Raw genomic sequence first — 12229 nt, 5'->3', positions numbered from 1 at the left:
CGGGCCCCTACTACAAGGTGTCGTTGATGGGGGAGGATGGTGCGCGTGGAAGCTCTTCGGTTGGTACTTCTCTACGTGCATCTGATCGGGTTCGCGCTGCTGCTGGGCGGCGCGATCGCCCAGTACGTCAGCGGTCGGCTGCGGATCAACGCGGCCATGCTCTGGGGGTCGGTCCTGGGCCTGTTGACCGGAATCGGGCTGTCCGCCCCGTTGCGCGACGGCGCCGAGCCGGCCCCCGCCAAACTTGTTACCAAGTTGGTGCTCGCCCTGCTGATCTTCGTCATGGTCTTCTTCTCCCGTAAGCGGGAGACGGTCAACCGGGGTCATTTCCTCGCCATCATCGGGTTGACCCTGGTCAACGCGGCGGTGGCGGTCTTCTGGAGGTGACCGCCTGAGCACGGGAAAGGCCGCGCGAGGCCGAGGTCCGCGACGCCGGACCCGGCCCTCGGGCGGCCCGGTAAGTGATCTGCCCGACCCAAGGGTTACGTAGGGGTAACAAGCGCTCAACAGTCGTGCACGATTGTCGGCCGGTGGGAGGGCGTGGGGCGTACGCTCCCGTCCGTAACGTGGGACGCCGGCGCGCGCAGCGCTCGTCGGTTTCAAAGGGCTGCCACCGCACGAAGCGCGGTGTGCAATGGGAAGGAGACGTCTTGCGCTCTGTGCGTGGGATGCGGATCGCCTCCGCCTTCGTGGCGGGTGGGCTCGTGCTGGGCGCCGCCGCGTGTGGTGAGGCCCCCGAGGAGAGCGGCGACACGGCCGGCAGCGGTGCCAAGAAGTACAGCGCCTGCATGGTCACCGACGTCGGTGGCATCGACGACAAGTCGTTCAACACCTCGGCCTGGAAGGGCCTCGAGGAGGCCAAGAAGGCCAACGACAACATCGACATCAAGTACGTCGCGTCGAAGGCGCAGGCGGACTACGAGGTCAACCTGACCCAGTTCGTCAACCAGAAGTGCGACTTCATCCTGGCCGTCGGTGGCCTGATGGGCGATGCGACGTCCAAGATCGCGAAGGCGAACCCGAACCAGCAGTTCGCCATCGTCGACTCCAAGCTGCCGGAACCCAATGTCTACCCGATGCAGTTCGACACCGCCCAGGCCGCCTTCCAGGCCGGCTACCTGGCCGCCGGCATGAGCAAGACCGGCAAGGTCGGCACCTACGGCGGCCTGCCGATCCCGCCGGTGACCATCTTCATGGACGGCTTCGCCGACGGCGTCGCGCACTACAACAAGACCAAGGGCAAGAACGTCCAGGTCCTGGGCTGGGACAAGGCGACCCAGAAGGGGTCCTTCACCAACTCGTTCGAGAAGCAGGACGAGGGCAAGAAGGTCTCCGACACCCTGGTCGCCCAGGGCGCGGACATCATCATGCCGGTCGCCGGCGGTGCCGGCCTCGGCACGACCGCCGCGGCCCAGGCCTCCGGCGGCAAGTACTCGGTCATCTGGGTGGACGCCGACGGGTGCGAGAGCACCCCGAACTGCCCGGCGCTGCTGACCACCGTGGTCAAGAACATCACGGACGCCGTGAAGGAGGCCGTCACCAAGGCCGCCAGCGGGGAGAAGCTCCAGGCCAGCGCGGGCTTCGTCGGCACGCTCGCCAACAACGGCGTCTCGATCGCCCCGTACCACGAGTTCGACAGCAAGGTCCCGGCGGACCTGAAGACCGAGGTCGAGAAGGTCAAGGCGGACATCGCCGCCGGCACCATCACGGTCACCTCGAAGGCCCAGCCGGCCAAGTGACCGCTCCGCCGGCCGCCGTGGCGCCACCATCGGCGGCGGAGGCCGGCGGGCCCCAGGCATGACGACCGGCCGCCTCGACGTACGCGGGACACCCCCCGCGGCGCCGGGGCGGCCGGTCCGCTCCACCCACGCCCGGCCCGGCCCGGTGACCGGCTGACAGCGGCCATGCCGCCCCATCGCTCGCACTCCCGGAGGTTGCGCTGAGACTCGAACTGCGCGGCATCACCAAGCGGTTCGGTGATCTGGTCGCCAACGACCACATCGACCTGACGGTGGAGCCTGGAGAGATCCACGCCCTGCTCGGCGAGAACGGTGCCGGCAAGTCGACCCTGATGAACGTCCTCTACGGGCTCTACCAGCCCGACGAGGGTGAGATCGTGGTCGACGGGAGGCCGCTGAGGCTCCGGGGCCCATCCGACGCGATCGCGGCCGGGATCGGCATGGTGCACCAGCACTTCATGCTGGTGCCGGTCTTCACCGTCGCCGAGAACATCATGCTCGGCGCCGAGCAGGTCCGGGGCGGTATCGCCGGATTCCTCGACCGGCGGCGCGCCCGGCGCGAGGTCGCCGAGGTCTCCGAGCGGTACAACCTGCGGGTCGACCCGGACGCCGTCGTCGAGGACCTGCCGGTCGGCATCCAGCAGCGGGTCGAGATCGTCAAGGCCCTCACCCGCGACGTCGACCTGCTCATCCTCGACGAGCCGACCGCCGTGCTCACCCCGCAGGAGACCGAGGAGCTGCTCGCCGTCATGCGGTCGCTCAAGGCCGCCGGCAAGTCGATCGTCTTCATCACCCACAAGCTCGGCGAGGTCAAGGCGATCGCCGACCGGATCACCGTGATCCGCCGCGGAAAGACCGTCGGCACCGCCTCGCCGACCGCCAGCCGCGACGAGCTGGCGGCGCTGATGGTCGGCCGCAGCGTCCGGCTGACGGTGGACAAGAAGCCGGCCACCCCGGGCAAGCCCGTCCTGGAGGTCTCCGGCCTGGTCGTCGACGACGACCGCCAGATTCGGGCCGTCGACGGGGTCGACCTCACCGTGCGCGCGGGCGAGGTGCTCGGCATCGCGGGCGTGCAGGGCAACGGCCAGACCGAGCTGATCGAGGCGATCATGGGACTGCGGCCCGTCCTCGCCGGCACGGTCGCCCTCGACGGCGAGCCCGTGCAGGGTTGGCCGACCAAGAGGGTGCTGCGCGCCGGGGTCGGCTACGTCCCCGAGGACCGCAGCGTCGACGGGCTGGTCAAGGAGTTCAGCGTCGCCGAGAACCTGGTGCTGGACATCTACGACCGGCCGCCCTTCGGCAAGGGGCTGTCCCTCAAGCCGGACGCCATCGCGAAGTCGGCGAGGGAGCGGATCGAGCAGTTCGACGTCCGTACCCCGTCGGGCGACGCGCCGGTGGGCACCCTCTCCGGCGGCAACCAGCAGAAGGTGATCGTGGCGCGGGAGCTGTCCCGCCCGCTGAAGCTCTTCATCGCCGCCCAGCCGACCCGCGGCGTCGACGTCGGCTCGATCGAGTTCATCCACTCCCGGGTCATCCGGGAGCGGGACATCGGCACCGCCGTCATGGTCGTCTCCAGCGAGTTGGACGAGGTGATCGGCCTGGCCGACCGGATCGCGGTGATGTACCGCGGCCGGATCATCGGCGTCGTCGGCCCGGACACCCCGCGCGAGGAGATCGGCCTGCTGATGGCCGGCATCACCCCCGACGCGGTCACCGGCGCCACCGAACCGGCCGCCGCCGCGGCGACCCCGGCCCCCGAGGGCCCCGGTAGCGAGGACGAGGCATGAGCAACCCAACCCCCGAGTCGGGCTCGCCGAACAGGGAACCGGCGACCGAGGAGCAGGCGGCGCGGACTGCGGTCGGCACCACCGACCGGGTCGCCACGGCGACCGCCGCGAAGCGGCCCGAGCCGGAGGTCAAGCCCGCGCTGGGCCGGCTGTTCCTGGACAACCTCTGGGCCGCCAACACCGTCACCGTCACCGTGCTCGCGGTGGTGCTGGCGATGTTCGTCGGCGCCGTCCTGATCGTCGTCTCGGACCCGGACGTGCTGGCCACCTACGGCTACATCACCGCCCGCCCGTCCGACGCGCTGAACTCCAGCTGGACGGTGGTCAGCGACGCGTACGCGAACTTGTTCAAGGGGGCGATCTTCGACCCGGAGGCGTCCGGCTGGCGTGCCGCCCTGGGCCCCATCTCGGAGACGCTGACCTACACCGCGCCGCTTGTCTTCACCGGCCTGTCCGTGGCGCTCGCCTTCCGCGGTGGCTTGTTCAACATCGGCGCCCAGGGGCAGGCCACCATCGGCGTCATCCTCGCCGCGCTGGCCGGCTTCCTGCTGCCGCTGCCCCCGGGGCTGCACCTGGTCGTGGCGCTGGTCGCGGGTGCGGTCGGCGGTGCGCTCTGGGGCTTCGTCCCGGGCATCCTCAAGGCGCGCACCGGTGCCCACGAGGTGATCAACACGATCATGCTCAACTACGTCGCGCTCTACTTCCTGTCCTGGATCATCGTCCAGAACGGCGTACAGAACCCGGGCCGGGCCGACGCGATCAGCAAGCCGGTCGACGCCTCCGCCCAACTGCCCCGGCTGCTCGGCGACAACCTGCGGGTGCACGCCGGCATCCTGCTGGCCGTGCTCGCCACCTGGTTCGTCGCCTGGCTGCTCAACCGCTCCACGCTCGGCTTCGAGCTGCGCGCGGTCGGCGCGAACCCCGACGCCGCCCGCACCGCCGGCATCAGCGTCCCCAGGGCGTACGTGCTGATGATGGCCATCGCCGGCCTGCTCGCCGGCCTCGGCGGCAGCCAGATGGTGCTCGGTTCGACGGCGGACGCACTTACTCCGCAGGTGGTCGCCCAGATCGGGTTCGACGGCATCCTGGTCGCCCTGCTCGGGCGGGTGAAGCCGTGGGGCGTTCTGCTCGCGGCGTTGCTGTTCGGTGCCCTCCAGGCGGGCGGCAACCGGATGCAGGGCTACTCGGGGATCTCGCTGGAGCTGGTCACCGTGCTCCAGGCGCTGATCGTCATCTTCATCGCCGCGCCGGCCCTGGTGAAGGCGATCTTCCAGCTCCGGGCCGCCCGCGCCGCCCGGTTGCAGACGAGCCTGGCGAAGGGCTGGTAAGGCGATGTCCACCACCGCTGTTCCCGAGGTCGCCGTCGCCACGGTCGCCGAGGGCTTCTGGACCCGCAACCGCAGGGTCGGCGCGGTCCTGCTGGCGTTGGGCGTGCTCGCCACCGTCCTCTTCGGCGCGCTCGCCACCGACCAGCAGGCCCGGTTCACCCTGAGCGAGACCGAGGGCGGCGCGGCGCTGGAGATCAACGGCACCGTCGGCGCGATCCTGTTCGGGGTCGTCGCCGCGGCGGCCGGCGCCGCCCTGCTGGCCGGGGTGCCGAAGCGCTGCTTCACCGTGGTGCTGGGCGTCGGGCTGGTCGCGTTCGTCCTGTCGTTCCTGTGTTGGCAGGTCTCCGCCGCGCCGGCCGGACGTAACTTCATGCCGCTGGTCAACATGGTGCGGGGCACATTCATCCTGGCCCTGCCGCTGATCTTCGGCGCGCTGGCCGGCGTGCTGTGCGAGCGCTCCGGCGTGGTCAACGTGGCCATCGAGGGCCAACTGCTGATGGGGGCGTTCAGCGGGGCGCTGTTCGGCAGCCTCTCCGGCAACGTCTGGGTCGGCCTGGTCGCCGCCGCGATCGGCGGCGCGTTCATCTCGCTGCTGCTGGCCGTCTTCGCCATCCGCTACCTGGTCGACCAGGTCGTGATGGGCATCGTGCTGAACCTGCTCGCGGTCGGCGTCACCGGCTTCCTCTACGAGCGGCTGATGCAGACCGACGCGCAGAGGTACAACTCCGCGCCCCGGTTCAGCAACTGGGAGATCCCGCTGCTCAAGGACATCCCGGTGCTCGGGCCGGCGCTGTTCCGCAGCAACATCTTCCTCTACGTCGGCCTGCTGCTGGTGCTGGTCATCCACATCGCGCTGTTCCGTACCCGGTGGGGGCTGCGCACCCGGGCCGTCGGCGAGCACCCCACCGCCGCCGACACCCTCGGCGTACGGGTGCTCGGGCTGCGCTACCGCAACGTCCTGCTCGCCGGCGTGGTCGCCGGGATCGGCGGCGCTTCCTACACGTTGGCGCTGTACTCGTTCACCAAGAACATGATCGGCGGCAAGGGCTTCATCGCCCTGGCCGCGCTGATCTTCGGCCGGTGGAGCCCGACGGGCGCCCTGCTCGCCGCGCTGTTCTTCGGCTTCGCCGACCAACTCGCCACGTACCTCGGGGCCATCGGCAGCAGCATTCCGAGCCAGTTCCTGGCCATGCTGCCGTACCTGGCGACGATTCTGGCGGTGGCGGGCCTGGTCGGCAGGGTCCGGGCGCCCGCCGCCGACGGCAAGCCGTACATCAAGGGCTGACGGGGGTATCGCGCGATGGAGATCGACTGGGGGCGGCTGCGGGCCGCGGCCACCGAGGTGATGCGGCACGCGTACGTGCCGTACTCGAAGTTTCCGGTCGGGGCTGCCGCCCTGGTCGACGACGGCCGGATCGTGACCGGCTGCAACGTCGAGAACGCCGCGTACGGGGTGGTGCTCTGCGCCGAGTGCGGAGTGGTCTCCGCGCTGCACGCCACCGGCGGCGGTCGCCTCGTCGCGCTCTCCTGCGTCGACGCCACCGGCGAGCCGCTGATGCCGTGCGGCCGGTGCCGGCAGCTGCTCTGGGAGCACGGCGGCCCGCAGTGCCTGATCGAGGCCAAGGGCGGCCCGCTCGCCATGACGGAGCTGCTCCCGCACGCCTTCGACGTGGCCGACCTGGAGGCCGTCACCAGGGAGCAGCCGGTTCCCGTGGTGCCGGACCGGCTGGCCGCCTGGCGGGGGCGCGGCACGGTGTTCGTGCACCCGGACCTGTCGGCGGGGCAGCAGGTCTGGACGGCGTACTGGGAGCGGTCGGCCGGGGACACCGAGGGCGCCGAGACCGGGGTGCTGGAGGAGGGGCCGAGCTGGGGCGACCCGGCCGAGGCGATCGCCTGGGGTCACGCCCGTACCCCGCGGGTGGTGGTGGTCGACGCCTCGGGCACCATCTTCTGGGCCGGCGAGGGGGAGCCGCCTCTGGAGATCCCGATCCGCTGGGGCGGCTAGCTTGCGGGTGGCTGAGCTTGGGGATCGGGCCGACCACGCCCGGCTCCGGGCGGTCAGGCTTGATCCCTCCGCCGGGCGCGGTCGGCCCGATCCCTCGACGGTGGCGGCCCGCCTGCCCGTTCCGCAACGACTGATAGGAACTCGAAGGTGAGTGCTTTCACTGCGGTTGACGTCATTCGGACCAAGCGGGACGGGGGGGTGCTCAGCGACGGGCAGATCGACTGGGTGGTCGACGCGTACACCCGGGGGCTGGTCGCCGACGAGCAGATGTCCGCGCTGGCCATGGCGATCCTGCTGCGCGGGATGAGCGCGCCGGAGATCGCCCGGTGGACCGCCGCGATGATCGCCAGCGGGGAGCGGCTCGACCTCTCCGCGGTGGACCGGCCGACCGTCGACAAGCACTCCACGGGCGGTGTCGGTGACAAGATCACCCTGCCGCTCACCCCGCTGGTGGCGGCCTGCGGCGGCGCGGTGCCGCAGCTGTCCGGGCGCGGTCTCGGCCACACCGGCGGCACGCTGGACAAGCTGGAGTCCATCCCGGGCTGGCGGGCCGCGCTGAGCAACGACGAGTTCATCCGCCAGCTGCGCGAGGTGGGCGCGGTGGTCTGCGCGGCGGGCGCGGGTCTCGCCCCGGCCGACCGGAAGCTGTACGCGCTGCGCGACGTCACCGGCACCGTGGAGGCGATCCCGCTGATCGCCAGCTCGATCATGAGCAAGAAGATCGCCGAGGGCACCGGCGCGCTGGTGCTCGACGTGAAGGTGGGCTCCGGCGCGTTCATGAAGTCCGTGGACGACGCCCGCGAGCTGGCCCGGACCATGGTCGAGCTGGGCGGGGCGCACGGCGTGCGGACGGTCGCCCTGCTCACCGACATGTCCACGCCACTCGGCCTGGCCGTCGGCAACGCGGCCGAGGTGACCGAGTCGGTGGAGGTGCTGGCCGGTGGGGGCCCCGCCGACGTGGTGGAGCTGACCCTGGCGCTGGCCCGGGAGATGCTCGACGCGGCCGGGCTGCCGGACGCCGACCCGGAGGCCGCGCTGCGCGACGGCCGGGCGATGGACGTCTGGCGGCGCATGATCCGGGCGCAGGGCGGCGACCCGGACGCCCCGCTGCCCACCGCGAACGAGGTCGAGGTGGTCCGCGCCGACGCGGACGGCTTCGTCGAGTCCGTCGACGCGTACGCGATCGGGGTGGCCGCCTGGCGGCTGGGGGCCGGCCGGGCCCGCAAGGAGGACCCGGTGAGCTTCCCGTCCGGGGTGGTGCTGCACAAGCGTCCCGGGGACCCGGTGCGCGCCGGCGAACCCCTGTACGAGCTGCGGGCGGAGCACGTCACCCGGATCCCGGCGGCACTGGCGGAGGCGGGCCGCGCGGTGCGGATCTCGCCGACGGCCCCGGCGGTGTCGCCGCTGGTCGTCGAGCGGATCGGATGAGTCGGTCGGAGCCGCGAGTGCCCATGGTGTACGCCGCTGCGAACCGTTATTCTCGCAGGCCAAGGGGGAATGATCGGCGCTGAGCCGATGCGACTGACAGGGATGTGAGCGTGCGCGTACCCGCCCCCGACCCGCAAGAGGTTCGCGAGGCCAGCCTGGACGAGTTGTCCCGACTGGGACTGCCCCTCCCCCCCAGCCAGTTCCCCCTGGTGTGGGAGCCGGGCGACGAGATCGAGCTGCGGCCGACCGCCGAGATCGAGGCCCGGATCGCCGTGCTGCACCTGATCCTGGCCCGCTGCTTCGGCATGCCGCCGCAGGCGGCGATGAGCTGGCTGCTCGGCTCGCGCCTGGTCGACTCGGTCACGCCGCCCGAGTGGCAGTTCGTGACGGGCGGCCGGGGCGACCACCGGTCGTTCGTGCTGCACCACGACGCGCTCTTCTCCCTGACGTGGGTGCTCGGCCTGACCAAGCAGCTCGACCCGACGCTGCCCGTGGACGACCGGTTGGTGGAGCGGCTGCCGCAGATCGCCGCGGGGGAGACCTTCCAGCAGTGGCGCGCGCGCATCCTCGCCGCGCCCCAGCACCCGGCCGACGCGGCGGCGCTGCTCGACCTGCACTACTGCCTCGACTGGGCGTACCTGGAGCTGGAGCGGGCCGGACGCCGGCTGCCCGGCCTGATCGACGCGAACGCGATCGGCCAGCGCCGGTGGGCGCTGGAGTGGGCGGTGGTTCTGCGCGGGCCGTACCACGACGAGCCGCCGGGGTGGGAAGAGGTCGACCTGTCCACCTGACCGGCGCCGCCGGCGTGCCGGGCGCCGCTCAGCGGGGGCGGTGGGTGCCGAGCCGGACGGCGAGGGTCACCCCGACCGGTTCGGTCAGCGCCGCGATCCGGGCGGCGAGCACGGCCGGGCCGGCGTGCCAGGCGCTCGGCCCCATCCCGACCAGGGTCGCGACCTCCGGCCGGGTCAGCTCCAGCCGGGACCGGAGCACCGTCGTGGCGACCGGGTCGAAGTGCTCGCCCAGGCTGCCCGCCACCCGGTCGGCCTTGGCGGGGTCCACCCGGAGCAGACCGAGCGCGTCGACCAGTTCGGTGAGGTGGTCCTCGGCGGGGGTGACCACCAGCAGTGCGCCGGCCGGGTGCAGCACCCGGCGGAACTCCGCGCCGTTGCGCGGGGCGAAGACGTTGAGCAGCACGGCCGTGGACGCGTCGGCCAGCGGCAGCCGTTGCCAGGTGTCCGCGAGCGCCGCCGCCGCCCGCGGGTGGGCCCGGGCGGCCCGGCGCAGCGCCGGCTTGGAGACGTCCAGGGCCAGGCCCACGGCGTCCGGCAGCGCCGCCAGCACCGCCGCGAGGTGCCGCCCGGTGCCCGCGCCGGCGTCCACCACCAGGGGGTACGCCCCGACGGGCCGGTCGGCGCCGGTGCCGTCCCCGCTTTCGCCGCCGGTGGTCGGCCTGCTGGTGGTGGGCCCGCCGGTGGTGGGCGCGCCGGCGGTGGGCGCGCCGGTGGTGGGCGCGCCGGCGGTGGGCGCGCCGGTGGGCATGCCCCGCTCCGGGCCCTTTGCTCTGCACCCGCATCCGCAGCGGTCACCCTTCGTCACCGCTGCGTCGGTGGGTGCAGAGCAAAGCGGGCGGAGGGGGGAGGTCGGCTCGGCGGGCGTCGTCACCCCGGGTGACCGGCCGCCGGCGGAGCCGGCCGCTGTCAGCCGGCGGACCGCGTCGGTCGCGGCGTCGGCCAGCGCCGCGGAGACGAGGTCGTAGTGGCCGGCGGCCAGGAAGTCGGCGCGGGCGGCCACCATCTCGGCGGTGTCGCCGACGTGCGGGGCGCGGCCGGCGAGCAGGTTGACGTACCCCTGACGGGCCACGTCGAAGCTGTGCCGGCGGGGACAGCGCAGCGCCCGGGTGGTCCCGGCGGCGGCCTCGGCGAGCGGTTCGGCGCAGACCGGGCAGCGTAGCCGGTGCACGACGCGGGGATCCATCACCGGGGTCACCGTACCGGCCGGCCCGTCACGCGCCGACGACGCCACGGACGGCGTCCGTGACCACGTGGCGTGGCGGACCTAGTGTCTGGGCATGGTCGCAATCTCATACGAGGACATCGTCAAGGTCCCGAAGGCGCTGCTGCACGACCACCTCGACGGCGGCCTGCGGCCGGCGACGGTCGTCGAGTTGGCCGCCGAGGTCGGCCACGAGCTGCCCACCGGCGACGCGGAGGCGCTCGGCCGCTGGTTCGTCGAGGCGGCGAACTCCGGCTCGCTGGAGCGCTACCTGGAGACGTTCGCGCACACGGTGGGGGTCATGCAGACCGCGTCCGCGCTGCGCCGGGTGGCCCGCGAGTGCGCGCTCGACCTGGCCGCCGACGGCGTCGTGTACGCCGAGGTGCGGTTCGCCCCGGAGCAGCACCTGGAGCGGGACCTGACCCTGGACGAGGTGGTCGAGGCGGTCGTCGCCGGGTTCACCGAGGGCGCGGCGCTCGCCGCCGAGGCCGGCACCCCGATCCGGGTCGGCACCCTGCTCACCGCGATGCGGCACGCCGCGCGGTCGCAGGAGATCGCCGAGCTGGCGGTGCGGCACCGGGACGCCGGGGTGGTCGGCTTCGACATCGCCGGCGCGGAGGCCGGCTTCCCGCCCACCCGGCACCTGGACGCCTTCGAGTACCTCCAGCGGGAGAACTTCCACTTCACCATCCACGCGGGCGAGGCGTTCGGGCTGCCGTCGATCTGGCAGGCCATCCAGTGGTGCGGGGCCGACCGGCTCGGCCACGGGGTGCGCATCGTCGACGACATCACCCCCGGCGGGCGGCCCGCGCTCGGCCGGCTGGCCGCGTACGTCCGCGACAAGCGGATCCCGCTGGAGCTCTGCCCCTCGTCGAACGTGCAGACCGGTGCCGCCCCGTCGATCGCCGATCACCCCATCGGGCTGCTGCGCGACCTCCGGTTCCGGGTGACGGTGAACACGGACAACCGGCTGATGAGCGGCACCTCGATGTCCCGGGAGATGGCGCTGCTGGTGGAGGCCTTCGGCTACGGCTGGAAGGAACTCCAGTGGTTCACCATCAACGCGATGAAGAGCGCGTTCATCCCCTTCGACGAGCGGCTGGAGATCATCGACGAGGTGATCAAGCCGGCGTACGCGAAGCTGCTCGGCTGATCAGGAGCGCCGCGGGTGGCCGGCGAGCAGGTCGGCCACCCGGCGCAGCAGTTCGCCGGCCCCGAGCGGGTGGGCGCCGAGGCCCGCCTGGCGGCGCAGCACCGCGGGCTCGTCGCGCAGCAGGGCGAGCCCCCGCCGGATCAGCACCCGCGGCGCCTTGCGCTGCTCGGCCAGATCGCGGGCCAGCCGCCGCAGGAAGGTCGCGCCGCGCGGGCGGCGCAGCGCGTACGCCCCGGCGAGCACGCCCCGGCGCCGGCACTCCTCGACGATCTCGGCGGCGAAGATTCCTTCGGCGACGAAAAGTGGCGATCCGGCGACGTCGAATGGCCGGGTGGCCACCCGGCGATCCGCGCCGATCGCGTAAACCGGCACTTCGGCCTTGCCGTCTCTGGCCAGTCGGGCGATCGCCGCCACGGCGGCCTCGGCGTCCCACGACTGCGGTGAGTCCCAGTCGACCAGACCGTCCCGGCGCGGCAACGAAGGGTCGTCGCCGTCCTTGTAGAAGTCGTCGAGGCAGAGAACGGGCAGGCCAGTCCGCCGGGCGATGTACGACTTGCCGGAGCCGGAGGGGCCGGCGAGTAGGACGACGTGGTGCGGGGTATCCATCACTGTAAGTGACTCCGGCCGAGACTGATTGCGAGCAAATTGCGTCAATATCTCATCACACCGTCCGCGACGGCCAACCTGGGCTTTCTCTTTGCACGGCGGCGTGATGGAATCTCGGAGGTCCGACCCGACGGGTCGGTTGCTGAGCGTTGCCCGGAGCAACGCGCGGACGCTGTGATCGCGAGGGCGGT

General features: G+C 72.3%; 11 protein-coding genes. 9 read left to right on the top strand and 2 right to left on the bottom strand.

What is annotated here, in order from left to right:
• Positions 1–45: 45 nt before the first annotated feature.
• From ABGB16_RS00870 to ABGB16_RS00835, 8 genes are all read left to right on the top strand, one after another.
• Positions 46–387, top strand: a complete 342-nt coding sequence (locus ABGB16_RS00870) for a hypothetical protein (protein ID WP_347665983.1) — start codon at positions 46–48, stop codon at positions 385–387.
• 281 nt (positions 388–668) lie between these two features.
• Positions 669–1739, top strand: coding sequence for a BMP family ABC transporter substrate-binding protein (locus ABGB16_RS00865; protein WP_347666055.1), 1071 nt, complete (start codon positions 669–671; stop codon positions 1737–1739).
• Positions 1740–1939: 200 nt separating this feature from the next.
• Positions 1940–3526 (top strand): ABC transporter ATP-binding protein, encoded by a 1587-nt coding sequence (locus tag ABGB16_RS00860; RefSeq protein ID WP_347666054.1) that lies wholly within the window; start codon positions 1940–1942, stop codon positions 3524–3526.
• Positions 3523–4854, top strand: a complete 1332-nt coding sequence (locus ABGB16_RS00855; protein WP_347665982.1) for an ABC transporter permease — start codon at positions 3523–3525, stop codon at positions 4852–4854. Before ABGB16_RS00860 ends, ABGB16_RS00855 begins: the two co-directional genes overlap by 4 nt.
• A 4-nt stretch (positions 4855–4858) precedes the next feature.
• The gene (locus tag ABGB16_RS00850; RefSeq protein WP_347665981.1) at positions 4859–6139 is read left to right on the top strand and encodes an ABC transporter permease; all 1281 of its coding nucleotides are present in this window, start codon (positions 4859–4861) and stop codon (positions 6137–6139) included.
• Positions 6140–6154: 15 nt separating this feature from the next.
• Complete coding sequence (locus ABGB16_RS00845) at positions 6155–6859, top strand: cytidine deaminase (RefSeq protein ID WP_347665980.1); 705 nt, start codon at positions 6155–6157, stop codon at positions 6857–6859.
• A 147-nt stretch (positions 6860–7006) separates the two neighbouring features.
• On the top strand, positions 7007–8287 hold the full coding sequence (locus tag ABGB16_RS00840) for a thymidine phosphorylase (RefSeq protein WP_347665979.1): 1281 nt from the start codon (positions 7007–7009) through the stop codon (positions 8285–8287).
• 110 nt (positions 8288–8397) lie between these two features.
• Entirely contained in the window at positions 8398–9078 is a 681-nt protein-coding gene (locus ABGB16_RS00835; protein WP_347665978.1) for a DUF4272 domain-containing protein, read from the top strand.
• Positions 9079–9106: 28 nt separating this feature from the next.
• On the opposite strand, the gene ABGB16_RS00830 is transcribed toward ABGB16_RS00835, so the two are convergent.
• Positions 9107–10261: a putative RNA methyltransferase gene (locus tag ABGB16_RS00830; RefSeq protein ID WP_347666053.1), complete on the bottom strand. Its 1155-nt coding sequence runs from the start codon at positions 10259–10261 to the stop codon at positions 9107–9109.
• A gap of 94 nt (positions 10262–10355) precedes the next feature.
• On the opposite strand from ABGB16_RS00830, the gene ABGB16_RS00825 reads away from it, so the two are divergent.
• A complete protein-coding gene (locus ABGB16_RS00825; RefSeq protein WP_347665977.1) occupies positions 10356–11432 on the top strand; it encodes an adenosine deaminase in 1077 nt (358 codons plus the stop codon).
• On the opposite strand, the gene ABGB16_RS00820 is transcribed toward ABGB16_RS00825, so the two are convergent.
• Entirely contained in the window at positions 11433–12038 is a 606-nt protein-coding gene (locus ABGB16_RS00820; protein ID WP_347665976.1) for an ATP-binding protein, read from the bottom strand.
• Between the last annotated feature and the right edge of the window lie 191 nt (positions 12039–12229).

This window comes from Micromonospora sp. B11E3, assembly GCF_039871625.1.
Lineage (GTDB): Bacteria > Actinomycetota > Actinomycetes > Mycobacteriales > Micromonosporaceae > Micromonospora.
Note: the sequence above shows the minus strand (reverse complement) of the source record. Positions and strands in the feature narration are given on the sequence as shown.

Coding starts and splice junctions, on each gene's coding strand:
- ABGB16_RS00865 (WP_347666055.1), top strand. CDS start 669: ATGCGGATCGCCTCCGCCTTCGTGGCGGGTGGGCTCGTGCTGGGCGCC.
- ABGB16_RS00855 (WP_347665982.1), top strand. CDS start 3,523: ATGAGCAACCCAACCCCCGAGTCGGGCTCGCCGAACAGGGAACCGGCG.
- ABGB16_RS00850 (WP_347665981.1), top strand. CDS start 4,859: ATGTCCACCACCGCTGTTCCCGAGGTCGCCGTCGCCACGGTCGCCGAG.
- ABGB16_RS00845 (WP_347665980.1), top strand. CDS start 6,155: ATGGAGATCGACTGGGGGCGGCTGCGGGCCGCGGCCACCGAGGTGATG.
- ABGB16_RS00830 (WP_347666053.1), bottom strand. CDS start 10,261: ATGGATCCCCGCGTCGTGCACCGGCTACGCTGCCCGGTCTGCGCCGAA.
- ABGB16_RS00825 (WP_347665977.1), top strand. CDS start 10,356: ATGGTCGCAATCTCATACGAGGACATCGTCAAGGTCCCGAAGGCGCTG.
- ABGB16_RS00820 (WP_347665976.1), bottom strand. CDS start 12,038: ATGGATACCCCGCACCACGTCGTCCTACTCGCCGGCCCCTCCGGCTCC.